Source organism: Streptomyces sp. NPDC059718 (assembly GCF_042733315.1).
Lineage (GTDB): Bacteria > Actinomycetota > Actinomycetes > Streptomycetales > Streptomycetaceae > Actinacidiphila.
In genome coordinates, this window is record NZ_JBHWGA010000029.1 from 1 (window position 1) to 22,276 (window position 22,276).

The window sequence follows — 22,276 nt, forward strand, 5'->3', positions numbered from 1 at the left end:
GGGCTAGGGGCGGACGTTGACGGTGTCTCGGGTACGTGTCGACGGCGCGGCGCGGGCGCGGGGGGGGGGGGGCCGGGGCCGGGGGGGGGGGGGGGGCGACCCCCCCCCCCCGCCGCGTGAACGGGTCAGCGGTTGAGGTTCTGCATCCACTCCCGCAGCTCGCGCGCCTGCCGCGCGAGCTCGGAACGCGCCGCAGCGTCGCCGGAGGCCTTGTCGTTCGCCAGGGCGACGATCGAGTTCAGCGCCGGGATGGCGGTGGTGTAGTTGGTTGCCAGGTAGCTGTCCCGCGCGATGTCCAGGGCGGCGTCCGCGGCGTCCGCGGCGTCCGCGGTCAGCAGCCCGGCGGCTCGGTCAGCCTTTATCAGCAGGCTGGTCTCGCGGTAGGACGAGCAGTTGGCGTCCGTGCGGTCGGCGGTCGTCTCGATCCCGCCGAGGATGATCTGCATGAACGCGTCGTCGTAGTACTGCGTCCGGAAGTGGCCGAGGATGTTCGAGAACGCCTTGCCACCGTCCCAGTTCTGGCACCACGCGATCGGGTGGTCGCCGTTCATCAGCCGCAGCGGGGTGGTGGCCGCGTTGCCGCTGTTGAGGCTGCGCTGGTAGCTGTCCTCGTTGAGGCTCAGCAGCGTGTGCACGTCGGCCCGCATGTTGCGGTCGAAGTTGTAGAGTTCGTCGACCGTCATCCACCGGGCAGGGAGATGCGCGGTCGCCGGGTGCGTCTTGTCCTCGGTCACCACCTCGGCGTGGATGCAGCTGCCGCACTGGCCGAACCCGTTCTGGCCGTTCGGATGGCTGGTGAAGAACCCACCGGCGAGGTTGCCGTACCACGGCCAGGTGCCGACCTCGAACGAGTCGGCGGCGCCGTGGATGCCGACATAGCCGCCGCCCTGCTTCATGTAGGCCTCGAAGTTCGGCTGCTCGGTGGTCGCATTGAGCGGGCCCGGGTGCCCGACGTTGGACTCGAAGACGATCGTGTCGTACTGCTTGAGCGTGTCGAGGCTCAGGAAGGGGCTCGTGGGCAGCGTGACCGTCGGGAGTTGCGGGTCGTAGACGTCGACGTTGAAGTTGTTCGCGATGCCGAGCTTTTGGATCGCGGCCACGGTGTGCGGGATGTGGTCGTGCCGGAAGCCCGTCGTCTTGGAAAAGATGAGGACGTTGTAGTCGGCGTCCGGCTTGTGCGGGAGCGGGGCGAGCACCGGGTCCGGGATGAACTTCGGGCCCTCCGCGGGCTCGGACGTGAGGCCCGTCGCGGGCTCCGGCGCGAGCCGGTCGTTGAGCTGGTCGATCAGGTAGCGAGCATCGCCCACGAGTGTGCTGCGGGCCGAGCCGGGCGGGATCCGGCCGGCGATCGAGACGAACCCGTTCAGGACCTGGGTCGCGCGATTGGCCGAACCGGCGTCGGCGAGCGCCTTCGCCTGGTCGACCTTGGCTTGGAGCGCCTCGCCGACCTCCGCCGGGACGCTGCCGGCGGCCACGAACTGGTTGATCAGCGTGCCGACGTCCGCGAACGAGGTCGTCACGATGAACGTCTGCGTGTACTTCGCGCTGCTGGAAGCAGCGTCGGAGAGATGCACCGCGAGCGTGTGCACGCCGAGCGACAGGTCGGAGGTCTGCACCGGCAACGGCGGGACCAGCTTGCCGTCGAGGTACATGTTCAGCACAGCCACTGCGCCCGAGCCGGGGGTGGGGTCCGTGCGCGTCGGGATGAGCGTGGCGACGTGACCGACGTGACCGTTGGTGATCGCCGGGTACGATGCAGCCGGCGCGCGCGTGTCGATCCGGACCGAGATCGAGCGGAACGCCGCGATGTTTCCGGACGTGTCGACCGCGCGGTACCGGACGCTGGTGTTGCCCTCCTGCGTGATCACCGCCGACGCGGTGGCCGACGTCGGCGCCCCCTCGACGGGAACGTCGATGTAGGCGGCGCCGCCGTTGAGCGAGTACTGGAACTTGGCGATGCCGACGTCGTCGGTCGCCGACACGTTCAGCGTCACCGGGCCGGTGTACCAGCTGTTCTGGCCGGTCGGCGCAGAGGGCGACAGCGTCGCCACGTTGATCGTCGGCGGTGTCGTTTCCTGTGCCCATGACGGTGTCGCGGGGGTGAGTGCGGCCGCCGTCAGGAAGGCGGCCACTGCCGATGTGCGAAATCTTCTCCGCATGAGTGTCTTCTCTCCTGCCGCTATACAGGCGGGTGGGCTGGGTGCGGATGCCCGTGCCGACGAATTCGGTTCGTCGGCACGGGCGGGTTCGCTAGGTGCCGACGCCCGTGCCGATGAACTCGGCCCAGTTGAGGTTGAACAGGTTGCCGCCCGTGGCGCCGGACGAGACCGAGCGGAACACCAGGAACAGCTCATGCGTCCCGGACATCGAGACCGGGAACGTTTGGCTCGTCCAGGTTCCCGTCCCGCCGGTGGACACGAGGTCGGCCGTGGTCAGGATCGGTCCGGTGACCGAGTCCTGACGGACCTCGATTGCCGCCAGCGGCGACCCGGCCGTGCGGCCGTTCGCCGCGTCCGCCGCGCGGAACGTCATCGAATCGATGTTGGTCAGGTTGAATGGGCCGTTGAGCTGGAGCCAGTCGCCCGAGCCAAGGCTGCCGCGGTGCACGCCGGCGCCGCCGTCGGTGTTGGTCGCCGTGTTGGTGCCGGACTGGTTGACGACGAACTCCACCTCCTGGTGCTTCTGGCGTATCTGGTGCTGGCCGGTCGTGGTCAGCTGCGGGACGCCGCCCGGACCGCCGTGGTCGGTGTAGCGCGCCTGGACCACGCCGGAGACGTTGCCGCCGTGTGAGACGTCGTCGGCGTCCGTGTGGAGCACGCCCGAGCAGCCGTTGACGGACTCCTCGGCGTGGCCGTGCGCGTCGTGGCCGAGCACGAACGTCACCTGCACCTCGGAGCAATCCACCGTCCCGTCCTCGGGGTCGGTGACCGTGACCGAGAACGGGATGTCCTCGCCGAACGCGAACGTCCCGCCCTCCACCGGCGTATCGACGACCACCGTCGGGCTCGTGTTGCCCACGGTGATCACGGTGCTGGTCGAGGTTTGCTTGCCGGACGAGTCGAGGACGGTCAGCACGGCCGTGTAGCGGCCGGACTGCGTGTAGGTGTGTGTCGGGTTCGGGTCGGTCTCGATCGCCGAGCCGTCGCCGAAGTTCCACTCGTAGCGGATCGAGTCGCCGGGATCCTCATCCAGCGAGCCGGCGCTGGAGAATTTCACGGCCAGCGGCGTTGAGCCGTCGGTGCGGTCCGTGGTGAGCACGGCCTTCGGCGCGCGCTTGCCCTTGACGTACTCCCACTTGTACATGCCCGCGTCGGGGCTGATGACGTTGAACCCGTTGCCGTAGGTCAGCAGGTAGAACGCGCCGTCAGAACCGAACTGCAAGTCCATCGGGTTGTCGCACTCGAACCGGAACGTGCCTGCCCCGGCGTTCGCACGGCTGCCGCAGTCCAGGAAGTTGTTGATCTTCTGGACGTGGTTGGTGCCCTTGTCGAGCTTGACCTCGCGCAGCGTGTCCTGCGTCCACTCGCTGATGATCACCGAGTCGTCGTAGTACGGCGGGAACTTGTGAGGGTTCGGGTTCTTCGGGTCGTAGTGGTACTTCGTGACCCCGTGCGGACCGACGCCGCCGGTGTAGAGCTCGGGGAACAGCCGCGGGCATTCGCTCGTCGAGCCGGTCGCGATCGGGCCCGGGGTCGGCGCGTAGTAGGCCTCGCACGGGGTGCCGAGCGGCGCGCTCGTGTTGTTGTCGCGGTAGGAGTACCAGATGTCCGGGTCGGTGACCGGCGGGACGTCCCTCAGGCCCGGCTCGACCGTCGGACCGCCCTCGATGTTCCACAGCGAGTCGTTGCGCTGCGTCGGCCCGTTGCAGTCGAACTTCTGAGGCGGGTCGTTCAGCGGCGTGCCCGGTGTGGTGGTGCCGGGCGCGAACTCGTGGAAGTTCCACTGGTAGTGCGCGAGGTCGCGCTTGTAGCACGTCGGCCAGCCGTAGTTGGACGGCTTGCGCACGATCTCGTAGCGGCCGGTGCCCGCCGGGCCGTGCGAGCGCTGCGGTGTCTGGGCGTCGGGCGAGTAGTCGCCGATGTAGGCCACGTCGTTCTCGTCGACCTGGATCCGGAACGGGTTGCGGAACCCCATCGCGTAGACTTCCGGCCGCGTTTTGTCTCGCGGCTTGCCCGCGACCAGCGGGAACAGGTTGCCCGGCGGGATCGAGTAGGCGCCCGTGCCGGGGCCGAAGGCGGCCTTGTTGGCGTCGGCGGCGGAGATGTTGCCGTCCTTGACCTTGATCCGCAGCACCTTGCCGCGCAGGTCGTTGGTGTTCAGTGCGGTGCGGCGCGAGTCACCGGTGAGCCGCTGATACCAGCCGCCTTCCTGCGCCGTGTTGGTGGCGATCGCCGGCGTGGCGGTGCCGCTCAGGCCGGCGCCGTCGGCGGTGATCTGCGGCTGAGCGGACTGCTGCTTGCCGCGGCGGAAGAACACGTTGACGCTCGACGTGTTGACCGGGCCGCCGCTGGTCTGGATCTCGTCCGCCTCGATGTTCGAGAGCGCCTCGAGCGCCGCGTCGATCGCATTGCGATCCGCGTTCCACGCGATCGGCTCCGTCGTCTGGCCCTCGAAGGTCAGCGTGAACGTGCCGCCCGTCGCGTTGGTGACGCGCACGGTCTGCTGCTCGTCGGTCTTCTGCGAGTTGTACGGCCCGTAGCCGCCGCCGTTGATGCCGCCCGCGGGCGTGTCATCGCCGGTGACCATCCAGAGGTTGCCGTGCTTGTCGAAGTCGATGTCGCCCCCGACGTGGCAGCACTCCTGGCGGTTGACCGGCACGCGCATGATCTGCTGCTCGGAGCCCATGTCGAGGTGCGCCGGCGTGCTGTCGGTGGCGTCGACGAACTTGAAGCGGCTGAGCTGGAAATAGCCCACGTACGGATCCCACGCGGTCTTGGACGCTGCCACGTTCGGCGGGGTGGTGTTCGGCGTGATCTGGGTGACGACCGATCCGTCGCTCAGCTTGACGTCGGTGACCTCCTTCGCCGAGTAGTAGAGGTAGACCCACTTGTTGGTCGCGAAGTCGGCGTCGACCGCCGGGCCGTAGAGCCCGTCCTCGCCCGCGGAGTAGATCTGCTGCGTCATCGGCAGGCTCGGATCGGCGAAGTTGGCGACGACCGTGGTGACGCCCGTGGTCGAGTCGTGCATGCGCAGCGAGCCGAGGCGGTCCGTCTGCAGAACGCGGCCGTCAGGCAGCTGGTCGAAGCCGATCGGCTCCTGCAGGTTCGGCGGCGAGCCGATCTTCGTCTGCTGGTAGTTGGCCAGCACGGTCGCGCCGCAATCGCTGTAGGCCGGGTCGGCCTGGCCCGCGGCCCAGCCGATCGCGCCCTTGAGGTGCTTGGTGAGGCCGGGGTCGAAGCTCGCGGCCGTGTTGCCCAGGCCGGTGTAGAACGAGCGGCCGCCCTGGTAGTCCTTGCACCACGAGACCGGGTGATCGGCGCCCATCGTGCCCCCGGCGATCCCGTCGAGGTCGGCGCCCTGTGGCTGCGGCCCGAACGGGTCCTCGACGACGGTGTCGAGGACGTGTGACACACCGCGGACGTTCTTCTTGAAGTTGTACCACTTGTCGGTCCGCGACCAGATCTGCGGCAGATCCTTGCTCGCGTCGTGGACGCGGTCGGCGACCTTCACGTCACCCGATTGCACGTCGGTCATGCCGGACGCACGTGTCCCCAGGATGTCGGTCAGGAACGACCAGGACTCGTCGGTCTCGACCGCCGAGCCGACGCCGACGAAGCCGCCGCCGTCGCGGAAGTAGCTCTCGAAGTTCGCGCGTTGCGCGTCCGTGAGCGGGCTCGCGAGACCCGTGTCCAAGAATACGACCGCGCGGTACTGCGCCAGCTTCTTCTCCGTGAAATGGTCGCCCACGTCAGCGGGCCCGGGCGCCACGGCCGTGAAGTGACCGGTTCTTGCCGCATCCTGGATCGCGGCGAGGCCGGCCGACGACACCGCGTCCTGGGTGCTGCGCACCACGAGCACCTTGAAGCGGGCGTCTGGTGGTGCGGGCTTGGCGGGAGGCGCGGGCTGCTGCGGCGGCGCCGGTGCAGCGACGGAAGCGGGCTCAGCCGCCGTGGGGGTCACGGCGCTCACCGGCGTCGCGAGGAGTGTGAGGAAAGGGGCGATGAGGGCTAAGGCCATCGTGGTCGCGGTGCGACGTCTCGGGCGTCGTCCGCTTTCTGGCAGGGCTGCGTCGAGCAGCCCGGCCCACGTTCGATGACGTGGTGACATGAAAAACCCTTCCTGGGGATGTCGGGCACAGCGCGCGCCGTCGCGCTTATTGCCACGTGGTGGTAGCGCATATTGCGGTTGCTGGAGGGTGCCGTCTCCAGGTCTGTGGGGCCGTCAGTAAGGTGCCGGCCTGGGGAAATCCACGATCGCGGTGGGGTCGTCGATGATGTGGTGGATCACCATGCTCGCCGCGCCACGGGAGGCGGCGCCGAAGCCGAGCGTGGAGGCGACGAATCGGCACTGGGCGGCTGGAGCTGCCACCACGAGCCGTCGCAGCTGAACTTGTGCGTGGAGCAGCGGCCAATGGGCCGGCGAGGCGAAACAGCCTCCGATGACGATCACTCGCGGGTTGAACAGGTTGGCCGGGATCGAGCCACCAGGTGGCCGACATCGCCAGAGGCCTGGCCTCTGGCGACCGGCGCATGACAATGGCGGTGGCACAGGTCGGCGAGTGGCTCGGGCTTCATCAGGGCAGGCCAGGTGTGGTCATGCCGATGCGGAGTTGATGGATTTCGCAAAGAGCTCCATCATCGCCCTGCCGAATTGCGGCATGTCGGGCCATCCCCGGCAGGAGACGAGGTTGCCGTCCACGACGTCGGGAGCGTCGATGACCGTCGCGCCCGCGTTCTCCATGTCGCCGGTGATGGGAGGGAAGCACGCTGTCTTCCGGCCCTTCAGCAGTCCGTACACAGCCGGGACCTGCGCGCCGTGGCACACCAGCGCGATCGGGAGGTTGCGCGCGAAGAAGTGCTCGGTGATGCGCCTGACGTCGGCGTCGACCCGGATCCACTCGGGGGCACGTCCCCCGGGGATGATGAGGGCGTCATAGCGCTCGACGTCGACCTCGGCCCAGGGAACGTCGACCGGCAGCTTGCGGCCGTTCTTCTCCACGTAGGCGTCGGAGTTGGGGTCGAACTCGTGGATGACCAGCTGAACGTCACGCATGGTCCGTGACGAGACGTCAACATCCCAGCCGCCCTCCTGCACGCGATAGTAGGGATACATGGTGTCGAGCTCCTCGGCGGCGTCGCCGGTCAGGAGTAGCGCTCTGGGCACCTGCTTCTCCTCGCATCTGAGGCAGATCCGATCCGATCCGATGTGTGAGCATTCCTCGGCCCAGTCCGCCCGTCAAGCCTTTACACCATTCCGTCCGAGCCCTCGGCCTCGTCGAGCAATCGTCGGAACCGCTCGCCGGACAGCAGGATGTGCCGACGCATGGCGTAGGCGGCGGCGTCGGGGTCGCGCGCGGCGATCGCGGCCACAACTTCTTCGTGCTCGGCCATGGCCAAGTGAGTGACCTGGGAGTCGTGGAGAAGCCGGAACAGGTGCACGTGCGTGTGCAGGCGGGCAAGCGCGTCGCGGATGACCTGGTTCTCCGCGCTCAGGGCGACGAGATCGTGAAAAGCGGCGTCGCGGAGCCCGAAGGCGCCATAGGCCATGGGCCCGCTGCCCCCCTCCAGCTCCGCCATCTCCTCCAGCATGTGTCGCAGACCGGCCACCTGCTGCAAGGATGCGCGTTCGGCGGATCTGCGCGCCGCTGCCGGCTCGAGGAGCAGGCGGAGCTCAAGCATGTCCTCGAATCGCCGGCGGGTGATCTGGGGGGGGATGTGATAGCCGGCGTGGGGGACGCGCACGACCAGGCCCTCGGCCTCCATCCGGTTCAGAGCGTCTCGGATCGGCGTCTGCGAGACCCCCAGCTCTCGCGCCAGGACGTCGATCGTGACGCGGGAGCCAGGCTCGATCCGTAGCGACATCAGCTGTCCGAGCAGCGTGTCGTACACGTCGTCGGCAAGCCGGCCACGAGATCTTCCCGGCGGCGTTTCGCCCGTCATGGCCCCACGGCCCCTCGCGATCATCGCTTCGTCGTCCATCGTGACGTGAGGTCCTTTCTTACGTCTTTGCGAACCTGTTGACACGGGTCGCATGCTGCGGGATGTTGATGCCGCCGCTTGGATCGTATAGGAAACGTGACGGACGCCAGCCATCCTTCACCCCATCGCGGAACCGCCCTCCAGCGCTCCGCTTCGACCACCTGAAGCTCCCCTGAGCATGCTCGACGTCCTGCTCGGTTCGCCATCGGGCCACACAAGGACCGAAGGGCCTCTCGACCGCCTGAAGCCCCCATGACGTCGCGGCGCACTCGTGACGCCGGTCCGCCGGTCAGCCCCCGCGACAGCCGGCGACACGCCTGCACCCAGCAACTGCGCGGCGAAGCACGCAGCAAGGCTCCAGAAGTCCCGACCCAGAAAGCAGGCACGAGGATGCGGTATCCCAAGCCAGTAGGACGACTGTCCGTTCCCGGTCGAAAGGTGCAGCTGGCGACGGCGGCCATATTGGTGGCCACGACCGTGGCGGCTTGCGGCGGCGACACGCAGGCGAGCGCCCCCAAGGCACCGGCGACCATCCCGGAGCTCACCAAGGACCCGCTGACCCTCAGCTTCATCTGGTTCGACTGGCCCCCCGCCCACGCGCTGGAAGCCTTCGCGAACGCGGAGTACGCCAAGGAGCGGCCGAACGTCACCATCAAGGTCAACACCGTGCCGAACGCGAACTGGCACGACGCGATGTTCACCCAGTTCGCAGCGCACCGTACCGACTTCGACATCCCGATCCTGGACTCGCAACACATCGGCGAGGCCGTGACGAACGGCAACATCCTCGACATCACCGACTTCGTCAAGAAGAACATCGACGTCCAGGCCTACAACCCGTACCTCCTGGCGGCCTACGGCCAGTTCCCCCAGGCGGAGACCGGCAAGCGCGACGAGAACGCCAGCATGTACGGACTGCCGCTGCTCGGCGACACCTGGACGATGATCTACCGCAAGGACCTGATCGGCGACAAGCCACCGCAGACCTGGGACGAGATGATCTCAGTCGCCGAGAAGTGCCAGGCGGACCACCCCGGCGTCAGCGGGCTGGCTTTCCACCAGGCCAACGGCTCCGACGCCGCGGCCGTAACCTACAACACGGTCAACGGCGTCTACGGCGGCAACCTCTGGGACTCCAAGACGCGCAAGATCGACGGCGTCCTCAACGACACCGCGGGCCATGAGGCGATGGACGTCCTGGTCAACAAGATGAAGCCGCTGACCGCCAAGGGCTCCGGCAACTGGTTCATCGACGAGGTGAACGCGGCGGTCGCCCAGGGCAAGGCATGCATCGCGTTCAACTGGATCGCCGCGAGCGGCGGCCTGCTCGACCCGAAGCAGTCGACGCTCGGCACCACGCGGGAGCAGATCCTCGACAAGCTCGGTTTTGCCACCCTGCCGAGCCAGAAGACGAACCTGGTGCCTCTCGGCGGCATGGGGATGCACGTGTCGGCCTACTCCTCAGAAGCGAAGCAGGCGGAGGCCCTGAACTTCATGAAGTGGTTCGAGCGGGCTGACATCCAGAAGAAGTGGGCCGCGGCTGGTGGCGTGCCCGCGCGCACGGACGCCCTGCAGTCGCCCGAGTTCCTCAATGCCGGGCCGTTCAACCAGGTGTACGCCGACTCGGTTCCGCGGATGCGGGACATGTGGAACGTGCCCGAGTACGCGCGCCTCGTCGACATCGAGAACACCAACGTGAACGCGGCTCTCAACGGCGCGGAAAAGCCGAAGGACGCGCTCGACGACATCGCCAAGGAACAGCAGAGCGTGCTCGACTCCGGCAGCCGCAAGGGCGGCGGCGGACTGTGAGTGACCCCATTCCTCTGACGACCGACCACGCCCGGCAGGTGGCGTCCACGACGCCGCCTGCACCAAGTCGGTCCCGCCGCTTGAGCGACCGCGGGCTCGCCGTGGCCTTCATCTCCCCGGCGCTGCTGCTGCTGCTCGGCATGTCGGTGTTCCCGTTGCTGTGGGCGTTGTACCTGTCGTTCACCGACTACTCGGCCACCCGCGGGGGGCCGGCCCATTTCATCTGGTTCGAGAACTACACCGCCATCCTGACGTCGGCGCAGGTCCACCTGAGGGCCCTGACGACGTTGATCTACGTGGTCGGCGCGGTCACCCTGCAAACCGTGCTCGGCTTCTCCATCGCCTACCTGATCTCACGGCGCACGCACGGGCGAGGACTGCTGACCACTTTGTTCCTGGTCCCGATGATGCTGTCGCCGGTCGTGGTCGGGCTGTTCTGGCGATTCATGCTCGACGCGCAATTCGGCGTGATCAACAGCTTGCTCGGCTCGCTCGGCATGGGGCAGGTGGAGTGGCTCACCCAGCAGCGAACGGCACTGATGTCCCTGATCGTGGTCGACACCTGGCAATGGACGCCGTTCATCATGCTCATCGCACTCGCGGGCCTCACCGCGGTTCCCAAGTACCTGTACGAGGCCGCCTCGATCGACCGGGCGTCCGAGTGGTTCCGGTTCCGCACCATCACTCTTCCGCTGGTGTGGCCGCTGCTCCTCATTGCGGTGTTGTTCAGGGCCATCGAGGCCTTCCGGCTGTTCGACCTCGTCTACATCCTCACCAGCGGAGGTCCGGGGGTCTCCACCGAGACGTTGTCGTTCCACGTCTACAAGGTCGCGTTCCTGGGCTTCAACACCGGAACCGCCTCGGCGTACGGGATCCTCATGGTCCTCGTCGTCATCGTCCTCACGCAGCTCTACCTGCGCTACTTGAACAAGCTCAAGGAGGACTGATGGCCGTATCCGTCGACAAGGCCGCGTCCACAGATCCTGTCCGGGATCACACGCCGCCCGCGCGTCGCCTCCGCGGCCGGGGCCGGGGCCGTTCCGTGCTGGAGGTCGCGCTGCTGACCGTACTGGCCGTCGTGATGCTCTTTCCGGTGCTGTGGATGATCGAGACATCCGTCAAGGAGAACCGGGACGTCTATGCCGTCCCGGCCAAGTTCTTCGACTTCAAGGTCACGATGGGCCATTTCAAGGACGTGTTCGTCGCCTCCGGCGGCGGTCGCTCGGCCTTGTCCGTCTCGTTCCTCAACTCCGTCGTGGTCGCCGGGGTCTCCACGGCGCTGGCCACCGTGCTGGGGGTCCCGGCTGCCTGGGCCTACTCACGCTTCGCCGTGAAGGCCAAGAAGGACCAACTGTTCTTCATCCTGTCCACCCGCTTCATGCCGCCCGTGGTGGTCGTGATCCCGATCTTCCTCATGTACCGCCAAGTCGGACTCATCGACACCAAGCTCGGCCTGATCCTCATCTACGCCGCGTTCAACGTCCCGTTCACGATCTGGATGATGAAGGGCTTCGTCGACGAGGTGCCCGCAGAGTACGAGGATGCCGCCATGCTCGACGGCTACACCCGCTTGCAGGCGTTCCGCCGATTCACCCTTCCCCTGCTCCTGCCCGGCATCGCCGCGACAGCGGTCTTCGCACTCATCTTCTCGTGGAACGAGTTCGTGTTCGCCATCTTCCTCACCTCCAGCGACAGCGTCCGGACAGCCCCGCCTGCCATCGCCGGCCTCATCGGTGGAACCACCGTGGACTGGGGTCTCGTGGCCGCCGCCTCCGTCGTGTTCGCCCTACCGGTCCTCGTCTTCGCCTACCTGGTCCGCAAGCACCTCGTCGCCGGTGTGACGCTCGGGGCGGTGCGACGCTGATGGCGGGCATCGAGGTGACCGCGCTGCACAAGCGCTACCCGGACGGGACGGTCGCAGTCGATCACGTGGACCTGTCCATCGGCGACGGCGAGCTGTTCGTGATGCTCGGCCCATCGGGCTGCGGCAAGACGACCACGCTGCGAGCCGTAGCCGGCCTGGAGAGGCAGACGACGGGCGACATCCGCATCGGCGACACGCTGGTCAACGACCTGCCGCCCGCCGAGCGCGACATCGCCATGGTGTTCCAGTTCTACGCTCTCTACCCCCACCTGAGAACCCGCGACAACCTGGCGTTCCCCCTGCGGGCCGAGGGACTGCCCAAGGCGGAGGTGCGCGAGCGGGTCGACGAGGCCGCCCGGCTGATGCGGCTCGGTCCGCTCCTGGACCGGCGACCGCACCGGCTGTCCGGCGGGGAGCAGCAGCGCGTCGCGCTTGCTCGCGCCCTGGTGCGACGACCGCGCGCCTTCCTCATGGACGAACCCCTCACCAATCTGGACGCGGAGCTGAGGGCGGACATGCGCACGGAGATCAAGCACCTGCAGGGGGAACTGGGGACGACGATGGTCTACGTCACCCACGACCAGGTCGAGGCGATGTCGCTCGGCCACAGAATCGCCATCCTCAACAAGGGCCGCGTCGAGCAGATCGGCACGCCGCTGGAGGTCTACGACCGTCCGGCGAGTCTTTTCTGTGCCGCGTTCATCGGCTCCCCGCCGATGAACCTGATCGAGGTGGAGGTGGCCGACGGGAAGCTGCGCAGTCAGGGCGGACTGGTCCTTCCGCCACCGCCGAGCCTGCCGCGCGACCGTCGCCTGGTCGCAGGCGTCCGGCCGGAGGCGCTGGAAGTCACAGAACCAGGGGCGGAGCGTTCGGCCCCGGGCCGCGTGGTCTCGGCGGAGTGGCTGGGAGACGAAGTCATCGCCGTGGTCGACCACGGCGGCCGGCGCGACGTACGGGTTCGGATGCCACCGACTGTCCGTTTCGCCGCCGGCGCGCCGGTAGGGCTGCGGCACACCGGCGGGCCCCCGCCGGTCTACGACGTGAGCACGGAAGAGCTGGTGGCCTGATGGGAACCGTGGCAGTGCACGGGCTGTGCAAGTCCTTCGGCAAGGTCCAGGCCCTGGACGGGGTGACGCTGGACGTGCCGGACGGCTCCTTCTTCGTCGTGCTCGGGCCCTCCGGGGCAGGCAAGACGACGACCCTGCGAGCGATCGCCGGCCTTGAGCAGCTTGACGCCGGGTCGGTGCATCTGGACGGGAGGGACGCGACCGGTGACTCCCCGGCCGCACGCGACCTGGCCATGGTCTTCCAGAGCTACGCCCTCTACCCGCGACTCACGGCGTACGAGAACATCGCTTCGCCGCTGCGGGCACGCCGCTGTTCCTCGAGCGAGATCGCCGCTGCCGTCGAGCGGATGTCGAGTCTGCTGCACATCGAACGTCTGCTGCAGCGTCGTCCCGCGCAGATGTCGGGCGGTGAGATGCAGCGTGTCGCCCTGGCCCGGGCGCTGGTCCGTCGCCCGCGCGCGTTTCTCATGGACGAGCCGCTGACGAACCTCGACCTCAAGCTCCGCGTCGAGATGCGCACCGAGCTTACCCGCATCCACCGGAGTCTCGGGGGAACCTTCGTCCACGTGACCAACGACCAGGTCGAGGCCCTGTCCATGGCCGACCAGGTCGCGGTCCTCAAGGAGGGGAAGGTGCAACAGGTCGGAACGCCGACCGAGGTGTACGAGCGACCAGCCAACCAGTGGATCGCAGGCTTCGTCGGGAGCCCGCCGATCAGCCTCCTCCCCTGCCACGCCGAGGGGGATCGTCTGGTCGGGGCGGAAGGCTGGACGCTGCCGCGGCCCCGCTGGACCACGGCTGAAGACCGTCGTCCGCTGCTGCTGGGCCTGCGGGCAGAGGACCTGTCCGTCGAGCAGCGCGGGGACGCGTCGTTGTCGGGTGAGCTCTACGGCCTTGAGCCGCTCGGCGACCGAACGGTGGTCGACGTCCGAGTGGGGACGGAGCTCCTCAAGGTCAAGGCACGACCCACCGTCACGGGTACGCCGGGCGAGCGGCTCCTTGTCACGGTCGACCTGGACCGTGCGCACCTGTTCGACGCGGGCACCGGGCTGGCACTGTCCGAGGCCGGGAGGTAACCGCGCAGGGTGGCGACGTCACCATGCGCCCGCACGTGGCAATCGAGCCTCGGCGGACCGTCACCGGTGAGCACGCCTTGATGACGCTGAAGCAGCCATGGCCCGAGAAGGCGATCGGTGGCGCGGGGCGTCGCCCTGCAACCAGGGCCACGTTCGACCTGCTCGGCAACCTCGACCCCGACGAGGTCGTGTGACCCGTTCGTCAACGCGCGTGGCGCGATCGCTGAGGTCACGCCGGACATCACCAAGAACATCACAGGAGGCGACGCAATGAGTGACCCGATGGACGTCTTGGACCCTGAACACCGGCGGCTCCGGATTGGCGACGTCTGGCGCGACGCCGCCGGCGGAGGCACCTTTGTCGTCGAGGACCCGGCCACCGGCAAGACCATCGCCGAGGTGGCGGGCGCCGGCGTCGTCGACGGGCTCGCCGCTCTGGACGCGGCGAGCAAGGCAATGGCGGAGTGGGCGGCGACCCCGCCGCGAAAGCGGTCAGAGTTGTTGACCGCGACGTACCGGGCACTGACCGAGCGATCCGAGGAGGTCGCCCGGCTGATAACGCTCGAGATGGGCAAGCCGCTCGCCGAGGCTCGGGGAGAGGTGGCCTACGGTGCCGAGTTCTTCCGTTGGTTCGCCGAGGAGGCGGTGCGCGTCGAGGGGCGCTACAACGCCGCTCCCGCTGGTGGATATCGCATCCTCACCGTGCCGAAGCCGGTCGGACCGTGCGTCTTCGTGACGCCCTGGAACTTTCCGTTGGCCATGGGTGCCCGGAAGATCGCTCCTGCGCTGGCGGCGGGCTGCACGACGATCACCAAGCCGGCAGCCCGGACGCCACTCACCATGCTGTTCCTGGCCCGCATCATGGAGGAGGTCGGCGTTCCCCCGGGCGTCGTCAACGTCGTGACAACCGAGCGTTCCGGCGAGGTGGTCTCCGCACTGCTGGCCGACCGTCGGACCCGCAAGCTTTCGTTCACCGGGTCGACCGAGGTCGGGCGCGTGCTGTTACGACAGGCGGCGGACAACGTGCTGCGCACCTCCATGGAACTGGGCGGCAACGCGGCCTTGATCGTGTGTGCCGACGCGGACCTGGACGTCGCGCTCGACGGTGCCATGGTGGCCAAGATGCGCAACATCGGGGAGTCCTGCATCGCGGCGAACCGAATCTACGTCGAGGAGCCGGTGCGCGAGGAGTTCACGGCGCGCTTCGCCCAGCGGATGGGCGCGCTCTCGGTGGGCCATGGTCTCGACGACGGCGTGGACGTCGGGGCGTTGATCGACGAGGCCTCGGTCACCGAGATCGACGAGCTCGTCGCCGACGCGGTCAATCGCGGCGCCCGTGTCTTGGTGGGCGGCGAGCGTCCGGATGGGCCAGGCCATTTCTACCCGCCTACGGTCATCGTCGACGTGCCCGAAGACGCGCGGATACTGCAGGCGGAAATCTTCGGCCCGGTGGCGCCGATCATCTCGTTCACGTCCGACGAGGAGGTCATGGCGAAGGCCAACGACACCGAGCACGGCCTGGCCGGATACGTCTTCACCCGTGACCTCCAACGGGCGCTCCGGTTCACCGAGGGGCTGGACACGGGGATGGTCGGCATCAACCGCGGTCTGATCTCGGACCCGTCAGCTCCGTTCGGAGGCGTGAAGCAGTCCGGGATCGGCAAGGAGGGGTCGCACGAGGGCATCCTTGAGTACCTCGACGTCACCTACGCGGCGATCGACCTACCGTGACCGGTTTGCTGCTCCGGGTGCCCGCCGAGGATCACCGCGCCCTGTGCACACATGACCTGACCGGCCTCCACCCGTGGGGCGGGACCCGGGCCATGGCCGGCACGAATCCGCCGGCACCCGGGGACGCCGTCGACTCCGCCGGTGTGCGCGCCACAGACGCGACCGCGGCGGTGGATGGGGCGATCAGCCCTTTCGGTGGTCCCAAAGGCTACGCCCTCGGGCTCATGATCGAGGTGCTGGTCGCGACCTTGACTCGTACCGCCCTTGGCGACGATGTCCGCGGGACCCTCGACCCGACTGACCCGCCCACCAGGGGCGACGTCTTCATCGCGATGGACCCGAGGGCGCCCGGGCACGACCGAGTCCGGGAGCCCGGCCCGCGCCTGCGCCACCCGGCAGCCGACGCCGTCCCGGTCTCGCAGGTGAACTGGACGTCCGCCCAGCAGATCACCGCCGACGTTCCAGAGAGGCACTGACATGCTTGAGACCGTCCGCGGACCACGCCAGCTGATAGTGGGCGAAGGGGTCGCGCAGAACATCCCACGAGTGGCGGCCGAGTGTGGCTCGCGAGTCCTCATCGTGACCGACCGGGTTCTTCTGGGGCAGCCGGGCGTGGCCGAGATCGTGGCTGCCGTGCGGGAGAAGGTCGAAGTCGTCGGGGTGTTTGCCGACGCGACTCCGGACGTGCCACTCGCCGATGTCGCCCTGGCCGTCTCGGTCGCCGCAGAGGTGGACGCCGACGTCATCCTCGCCATCGGGGGTGGCACGGTGATCGACCTCGCCAAAATCGTCGGCGTCATCCGGCGCCACGGTGGGACGCCGCGCGACTTCTACGGCGAGTCGAAGGTGCCGGGGCCGACGATTCCTCTCGTCGCGGTCCCGACGACGTCAGGCACCGGCTCCGAGCTCACGCCCGTCTCGGTGTTGACCGACCCGGACCGCGAGCTGAAGGTGGGGGTCTCCAGCGTCCACATCGTGCCCGACTTCGCCATCGTCGACCCCGAGCTCACGTACACCTGCCCTGCGACCGTCACTGCCCACTCCGGCATCGACGCGTTTTGTCACGCGGTGGAGAGCTACACCGCGCGACCCCGGGCCCACGGACCGCGCGACCCGGTGGAGCAGGTCTTCCTCGGCCGCAACCCGATCACCGATCACTACGCGCTCCTGGCCGCGAAGCGGATCGCCCGCAGCTTGCCCCACGTCGTCAGGGACGGAGGCGACAAGGACGCGCGCGCGGACATGTCCTATGGGTCCATGCTGGCCGGGCTCGCATTTTCCCACGCAGGCAACGCGGCTCCGCACGCCCTCCAGTACCCCATCGGCGCAGCCACCCACACACCGCACGGCCTGGGCGTCGGGCTGCTGCTGCCCTACGCGCTGGACGCGGCCAGGGATGCCATCGGCGACCGGTTGACCATCCTCGCCGGGGTGTGCGGGCTCGACGTGACCGACGCCTCGGAGGCCGAGGCCGCAGATACGTTCCTCACCTGGCTCGACGGGCTCCTTGCCGACATCGGCATCCCTGCCACCTTGGCGGACATCGGCGTGGCGCGCGCCGACCTCCCGCGCTTCGCGGAGATGGCCAGTGGCGTCACCCGCTTGATCCAGAACCATCCAGGCCCGACCGACACCGCCAGTCTGACCGCGATCCTCGAAGCGGCCTGGATCGGGGACCGGACCCGACACGTCCTGACTCCGGAGCAGAGATAGTGACGGCATCACCGGACCTGCATGATCTGAACTCCGTACAGGACCTAGTCTCTGTGCGGTCGGGCGCAGCCGGGTGGCACCGCCCAGGTGGCGGCCGGTGGGCCGGGGAAGGACTGATGTGGACTTCGAGCCGATCCTGCGCGCCGAACACGCGTTTCAGCAGGGCCTGTCAGCGCAGGAGATCCAGGCCATCGCCGGCCGCGCCTTCGGGGCCGCGGCCCGGGTCGTCTCGGCCGTGGAGCTGGGCCTGGGGATGTACAACAACACCTACCGCCTCACACTGGCCGGGCAGCAGCGGCCGGTGATCCTGCGGGTCGCCCCGGAGCCACGCAGGCAGTTCGTCTCCGAGCGGCAGCTGATGCGCAACGAGTACGCGAGTGTGCCGTGGCTGTCGGTGGTCGCCCCGTTGATGCCGCGCGTCATCGCCGCCGACTGGTCGCACGAGGTGATCGGGCGGGACTGGATGGTGCAGAGCCTGCTCGACGGTGTGCCCGCGCCGGGCCATCTGGGCACCTACCCCCGATCGGCATGGCCGGGCTTCTTCCGGCAACTGGGCGCGGTGGCCAGGACGGTGCACGCGGTGCGGGGCCCGCACTTCGGGCCGGTCACGGGTCCCGGGTACGCCACGTGGAGCGAGGCGGTCGCCGCCTCGCTCGAGGACATCGCCACCGACCTCGACGGCGTCGGCCTGGACGCGGCCGATCTCCGCAAGGTGGCGGCCGTGGCCATGGAGCACCGCGCGGTGCTCGACGAGGTCACCGAGCCGCGCATGCTCGCCGGCGACCTGTGGACCGTGAACGTCCTGATCGCCGAGGGTTCTCCCGAGCCCCGGATCACCGGGGTCCTGGACATGGACCGGACCTTGTGGGGCGATCCGGCGGCGGACTGGACGATCCACATGGCACGGGCCAGGCCCGGCAGCGAGCGGGAGGCGTTCTGGGACGCCGACGGCTACGGCTCGCCGACGGACTCACCCGCCGCGGTGTGGCGCTCCCACGTGTACCGGGCGCGTCACATCGGTGCGATCCGGCTGGAACACCATCGCCTGGGCAACACCGATGGCGTCCGCGGCACATACGAAGACCTGGCGGCCGTGCGGGCGGAACTGGCCTGACGCGTTGGGACCGGGCAGGCCCTACGGCCGGACGTGCCGGTCGGCGTCCTGTGGCGCGGGCACGTTCCAGCTGGCCAGGATGCGCAGCTTCTCCTCCGACGGCGAGCCCCGGTCGGCCCTGAAGACGATGACGCTCTGGCCCTTGCCGCCGGGCAGGGCCATCGTCTCGTAGTGCAGGCTCATCTCGCCGACGGTCTCGTTGAAGAACCGCTTCACGCCGTACGAGTGCTCGTACAGCCGGTACTCCGCCCAGTACCGCGCGAAGTCCGGCGAGGCCACCGCGATCTCCCCCACGAGCTGCTCCAGCACGGGGTCCGCCGCCCGGTCCGCGGCGACCTGGCGCAGCGCCGCCGCGACCTGGGGCGCGATCTTGTTCCACTCGGGGTAGACGGTCCTGGCCCGGGGGTTGAGGAACGTCCAGCGGGCGAGGTTGCGTTCCTTGACGGGCATGGCGTCGAAGTCGTCGATGAGGAGCCCCGCGGTGTGGTTGACCGCCAGCACCTCCAGTCGCGGCCCGTGCACCATGGCGGGCAGGTCGAGGGCGTGCACCATGGCGACGACGCCCGGCCTGGCCTTCACCGGGGGCGGCGCCGAGGGGGTGGGCCGGCTTCCCGCGTTCCGCACCAGCGTGCGGAAGTGCGCGCACTCCAGCTGGTCGAGGTGGAGTGCCTTCTCCACCGCTCCGAGGACCTCCTCGGAGATGCGGCCGATCCGCCCCTGTTCCAGCTTCGTGTAGTAGGCCACGCTCACGCCGGCGAGGGCCGCGACCTCCTCGCGCCGGAGTCCCGGCACCCGTCGGCTGCCGTAGCCGACCGGCAGTCCCGTCTGCCCGGGGTCGATCGCCGCCCGCCGGGAGACGAGGAAGTCCCGCAAGGCCCTCTCAGCGTCCATACCCCCAGGTATAGCCGAGCGCCGCCGCCGTGGGGCCCCGAAGGTGACTCTGCGAGTAGCACCCTCAGCACGGTCACGCTCCCTCTTCGCCGCGGGCCCCGCACCTGGTGGAGTCGAAGACGGAAGTTCTCCCCGTCCGACGTCGCCCCACCAGGAGACAGACATGCCTTTCGTCGTTCCCGCCCTCGCCGCAGCCGGCCCCGACGCGCCGGTCGAGCTCACGACCATCGAGCGCCGTGACCCGGGCCCTCACGACGTCGTCATCGACATCGCGTACACCGGCATCTGCCACACCGACATCGCCCTCCTGCGCAACCACTGGATGGAGGGCCTCTTCCCCATGGTCCCGGGCCACGAGATCACCGGGACCGTCGTCGCGACCGGCCCGGACGTCACCCGCTACACCGTCGGTGACCGGGTGGGCGTCGGCTGCTACGTCGACTCCTGCCGCACGTGCGTGAACTGCCTCGCGGGCGAGGAGCAGCACTGCCTCAAGGGCGAGGTCATCACCTACGGCGCGCTCGACTACGACAAGCAGCCCACCTTCGGTGGCTACAGCCAGAAGATCGTCGTGGACGAGAACTACGTCCTCCGCATCCCCGACGGGCTCGCCCTGGACGTCGCCGCCCCGCTGCTCTGCGCGGGGGTCACGATGTACGCGCCGCTGCGCCGCTGGGGCGCGGCGGCGGGCAGGAAGGTCGCCGTCGTCGGCATGGGCGGCCTCGGCCACATCGGGGTGAAGATGGCGCACGCGATGGGCGCGGAGGTCACCGTGCTCAGCCGGAGCCTGTCCAAGCGCGAGGACGGTCTGCGGTTCGGAGCGGACGACTACGTGTCCACCGCGGACGGTTCCTACGTCCGCGATCACGGGCAGAGCTTCGACCTGATCGTCAACACGGTGTCGGGCGCCATCGACACCAACGCCTACCTCGGGCTGCTGCGCCTGGACGGCGTGCTGGTCAACGCGGGTGTCACCGCCGAGGCCGCCACCTTCCAGGGCATGCTGCTCGGCAGCCCGCGCCGGAACATCACCTCGACGAAGAACGGCGGCATCCGCGAGTCCCAGGAGATGCTCGACTTCTGCGCGAGCCACGGCATCGCCGCGGACATCGAGACCGTGCCCGCGGACCAGGTCAACACCGCTCTGGAACGGCTGGACCGCGGCGACGTGCGCTACCGCTTCGTCATCGACGTCTCCACCCTCGGGGCGTCGCGGTGATCACCCGGCGGCGCCGGGGCGCGGCGTGATCCGGGTGTTGGTGATGTGCTCGTAGACGATCGAGGAGCGCACGTCCGCGATCTCGGGGCGCTGGGTGAGCTGGTCGATGACGAACGCGTAGAGCGCGTTGTTGTCGGGGACCGCGACATGGATGAGGAAGTCCTCCGTGCCTGAGGTCACGTAGACGCCGAGCGTGTCGGGCAGCGCGCTGACCCAGGTGCGGAAGCTCTCGATGACCGTGCGGGACGGAGGCCGGACGCGCACCGCGATGAGGGCCTGGACCGGGCGGCCGATCGCCGCGAGGTCGACGTCGAGGATCGCGCCGCGGATGATGCCGCGACGGCGCAGTGCCCGGGTGCGGTCGAGGGCGGTGGTGGGAGAGACCCCGACCGCCGCGGCCACCTCCCTGTTGGTCTTCCGTGCATCCGACTGCAGTTCCCGCAGGATCGCCGTATCAATCTCGTCCAGTGCCACCGAAATCGACCCTTCTCCGATACATGTACGGATGCTTTGCATCTGCTTCGTATGAGTGCCTAGCATTTCAGCAATCCACCCGTATTTGATACCCCGAGGAGATCGCAGATGGGTGAGCTGCACGAGGCCCGCCAGGACATGCCCGGCCCGGCGGTCGGCTTCGCACCGGAGGAGGTGGACCTGGACCGGTCGACCCGCGACGCCCGGCTGAAGTGGGTGGTGGTGGTCGACGAGGCGCTGCCGGCGGGCCGGGCGTCGAACGCCGCCGTCTGTGTGGCGGCCCCGACGGCGGCCCGGGTTCCCGGGCTGCTCGGCGTGGACGTCACCGACGCCGAGGGTAACGTCCATCCGGCCCTGCCCTGGGTGGGCTGCACCGTCCTGACCGCCGACGCCGCCGCACTGCGCGCGATCCGCGCCAAGGCCGGCGCCTCCCCCGAGGTGTTCGTCGCCGACATGCCGGCCGCCGCCCAGCGCACGCTGGTCTACACCGCCTACCGGGACGCCGTGGGCAGGACGCCGGCCGAGGCGATGGAGTACTGCGCGGTGAGCATCGTCGGCCCGCGCAACCGCGTCAACAAGATCGTCGGCAGGCTCCCGTTGATGGCCTGAGCCCACCTGTGCGGCGGTGACCGCCGCTCGGGCCGGAAGGCCCTGGCCCTTGGTGGGAAGCGTGCCGCGGCTACGCTCCCGCCATGACCAGCGAGGAGGGGACCGCCCCGCCAGGGCACCAGCCGTGGGCTGCGGCCGCCGAGACACTCCGGAACATGCTCTTCTGCCTCGTTCCCCTGGGGCTCCTGGCGCTGGCCGCGTGGCCTCTGGGCTGGCTGCCGGACAGTCCCGGACCGGTCTTCGCCGGCGCTGCCGCTGCTGGAAGCCGGCCCATCGCCGACCTGTACCGGGCCCGGCCCGCGGGCCGGCGCTCCGCGGTTGCCATGGCCCTCTTCGCCGTGGTGGGACTGCCGGCGGCGGGCGGTGCGGCCGCCTCGTGGATGTCGCCCAGCGCCGAGGACCTCGGATTCGCCCTGGGTGCGGTGGTGGGTCTGCCTCTGGGCGCGGCTGTGTTCGTGTGGAGGATCAACCATCGCGGCCGGGAAGGGAGCAGCCCCCGCCCGGTCCTGGAGGGGAGCCGTCCCGGATGAGGGGGCGTCGCCGTGCACCCATCGCGGTTGCTGTTGCAGGC

Annotated in this window: 20 protein-coding genes; 13 read left to right on the forward strand and 7 right to left on the reverse strand. The window is 68.9% G+C overall.

Going from position 1 to position 22,276, the window contains the following annotated elements; genetic code table 11:
• Positions 1 to 125: 125 nt before the first annotated feature.
• The 5 genes from ACFV3E_RS28910 to ACFV3E_RS28930 all read right to left on the reverse strand — a co-directional run bounded on the left by ACFV3E_RS28910 (position 126) and on the right by ACFV3E_RS28930 (position 8,138).
• Positions 126 to 2,159, reverse strand: a complete 2,034-nt coding sequence (locus tag ACFV3E_RS28910; protein WP_500537306.1) for a ThuA domain-containing protein — start codon at positions 2,157 to 2,159, stop codon at positions 126 to 128.
• A 91-nt stretch (positions 2,160 to 2,250) separates the two neighbouring features.
• Positions 2,251 to 6,009, reverse strand: a complete 3,759-nt coding sequence (locus ACFV3E_RS28915; RefSeq protein ID WP_500537307.1) for a ThuA domain-containing protein — start codon at positions 6,007 to 6,009, stop codon at positions 2,251 to 2,253.
• A 372-nt stretch (positions 6,010 to 6,381) separates the two neighbouring features.
• Positions 6,382 to 6,609 carry a hypothetical protein gene (locus ACFV3E_RS28920; RefSeq protein WP_500537308.1) on the reverse strand — a complete coding sequence of 76 codons (228 nt, stop codon included), beginning with the start codon at positions 6,607 to 6,609 and terminating at the stop codon, positions 6,382 to 6,384.
• A gap of 144 nt (positions 6,610 to 6,753) precedes the next feature.
• A complete protein-coding gene (locus ACFV3E_RS28925) occupies positions 6,754 to 7,323 on the reverse strand; it encodes a DJ-1/PfpI family protein (protein ID WP_500537309.1) in 570 nt (189 codons plus the stop codon).
• Between the two features lie 80 nt (positions 7,324 to 7,403).
• Positions 7,404 to 8,138 (reverse strand): GntR family transcriptional regulator, encoded by a 735-nt coding sequence (locus ACFV3E_RS28930; protein ID WP_500537310.1) that lies wholly within the window; start codon positions 8,136 to 8,138, stop codon positions 7,404 to 7,406.
• A gap of 438 nt (positions 8,139 to 8,576) precedes the next feature.
• Between ACFV3E_RS28930 and ACFV3E_RS28935 the strand changes: the two genes are divergently transcribed.
• From ACFV3E_RS28935 to ACFV3E_RS28980, 10 genes are all read left to right on the forward strand, one after another.
• Entirely contained in the window at positions 8,577 to 9,947 is a 1,371-nt protein-coding gene (locus tag ACFV3E_RS28935; protein WP_500537311.1) for an extracellular solute-binding protein, read from the forward strand.
• A gap of 80 nt (positions 9,948 to 10,027) precedes the next feature.
• Positions 10,028 to 10,894, forward strand: a complete 867-nt coding sequence (locus ACFV3E_RS28940) for a carbohydrate ABC transporter permease (RefSeq protein ID WP_500537312.1) — start codon at positions 10,028 to 10,030, stop codon at positions 10,892 to 10,894.
• Positions 10,894 to 11,811 (forward strand): carbohydrate ABC transporter permease, encoded by a 918-nt coding sequence (locus tag ACFV3E_RS28945; RefSeq protein WP_500537313.1) that lies wholly within the window; start codon positions 10,894 to 10,896, stop codon positions 11,809 to 11,811. Before ACFV3E_RS28940 ends, ACFV3E_RS28945 begins: the two co-directional genes overlap by 1 nt.
• Positions 11,811 to 12,878 carry an ABC transporter ATP-binding protein gene (locus ACFV3E_RS28950; RefSeq protein WP_500537314.1) on the forward strand — a complete coding sequence of 356 codons (1,068 nt, stop codon included), beginning with the start codon at positions 11,811 to 11,813 and terminating at the stop codon, positions 12,876 to 12,878. The genes ACFV3E_RS28945 and ACFV3E_RS28950 overlap by 1 nt, the downstream gene beginning before the upstream one ends.
• The gene (locus ACFV3E_RS28955; protein ID WP_500537315.1) at positions 12,878 to 13,954 is read left to right on the forward strand and encodes an ABC transporter ATP-binding protein; all 1,077 of its coding nucleotides are present in this window, start codon (positions 12,878 to 12,880) and stop codon (positions 13,952 to 13,954) included. The genes ACFV3E_RS28950 and ACFV3E_RS28955 overlap by 1 nt, the downstream gene beginning before the upstream one ends.
• Before the next feature lie 35 nt (positions 13,955 to 13,989).
• A complete protein-coding gene (locus ACFV3E_RS28960) occupies positions 13,990 to 14,148 on the forward strand; it encodes a hypothetical protein (protein WP_500537316.1) in 159 nt (52 codons plus the stop codon).
• Between the two features lie 76 nt (positions 14,149 to 14,224).
• On the forward strand, positions 14,225 to 15,685 hold the full coding sequence (locus tag ACFV3E_RS28965; RefSeq protein WP_500537317.1) for an NAD-dependent succinate-semialdehyde dehydrogenase: 1,461 nt from the start codon (positions 14,225 to 14,227) through the stop codon (positions 15,683 to 15,685).
• Positions 15,682 to 16,161: an Ldh family oxidoreductase gene (locus ACFV3E_RS28970; RefSeq protein ID WP_500537318.1), complete on the forward strand. Its 480-nt coding sequence runs from the start codon at positions 15,682 to 15,684 to the stop codon at positions 16,159 to 16,161. Before ACFV3E_RS28965 ends, ACFV3E_RS28970 begins: the two co-directional genes overlap by 4 nt.
• A gap of 1 nt (position 16,162) precedes the next feature.
• Complete coding sequence (locus tag ACFV3E_RS28975; protein WP_500537319.1) at positions 16,163 to 17,398, forward strand: iron-containing alcohol dehydrogenase; 1,236 nt, start codon at positions 16,163 to 16,165, stop codon at positions 17,396 to 17,398.
• 118 nt (positions 17,399 to 17,516) lie between these two features.
• On the forward strand, positions 17,517 to 18,512 hold the full coding sequence (locus tag ACFV3E_RS28980) for a phosphotransferase family protein (protein WP_500537320.1): 996 nt from the start codon (positions 17,517 to 17,519) through the stop codon (positions 18,510 to 18,512).
• A gap of 21 nt (positions 18,513 to 18,533) precedes the next feature.
• Here the strand turns inward: ACFV3E_RS28980 and ACFV3E_RS28985 are convergent, their stop codons facing one another.
• Positions 18,534 to 19,403 (reverse strand): helix-turn-helix domain-containing protein, encoded by an 870-nt coding sequence (locus ACFV3E_RS28985; protein ID WP_500537321.1) that lies wholly within the window; start codon positions 19,401 to 19,403, stop codon positions 18,534 to 18,536.
• A gap of 163 nt (positions 19,404 to 19,566) precedes the next feature.
• Here ACFV3E_RS28985 and ACFV3E_RS28990 point away from each other — a divergent pair, with 163 nt between their 5' ends.
• A complete protein-coding gene (locus ACFV3E_RS28990; RefSeq protein ID WP_500537322.1) occupies positions 19,567 to 20,622 on the forward strand; it encodes an NAD(P)-dependent alcohol dehydrogenase in 1,056 nt (351 codons plus the stop codon).
• Here the strand turns inward: ACFV3E_RS28990 and ACFV3E_RS28995 are convergent, their stop codons facing one another.
• Positions 20,623 to 21,096: an Lrp/AsnC family transcriptional regulator gene (locus ACFV3E_RS28995; protein ID WP_500537323.1), complete on the reverse strand. Its 474-nt coding sequence runs from the start codon at positions 21,094 to 21,096 to the stop codon at positions 20,623 to 20,625. It lies immediately after the preceding gene.
• Between the two features lie 108 nt (positions 21,097 to 21,204).
• Between ACFV3E_RS28995 and ACFV3E_RS29000 the strand changes: the two genes are divergently transcribed.
• Entirely contained in the window at positions 21,205 to 21,705 is a 501-nt protein-coding gene (locus ACFV3E_RS29000) for a DUF2000 domain-containing protein (protein ID WP_500537324.1), read from the forward strand.
• An 83-nt stretch (positions 21,706 to 21,788) separates the two neighbouring features.
• Positions 21,789 to 22,235: a hypothetical protein gene (locus ACFV3E_RS29005; protein WP_500537325.1), complete on the forward strand. Its 447-nt coding sequence runs from the start codon at positions 21,789 to 21,791 to the stop codon at positions 22,233 to 22,235.
• Positions 22,236 to 22,276: the final 41 nt, after the last annotated feature.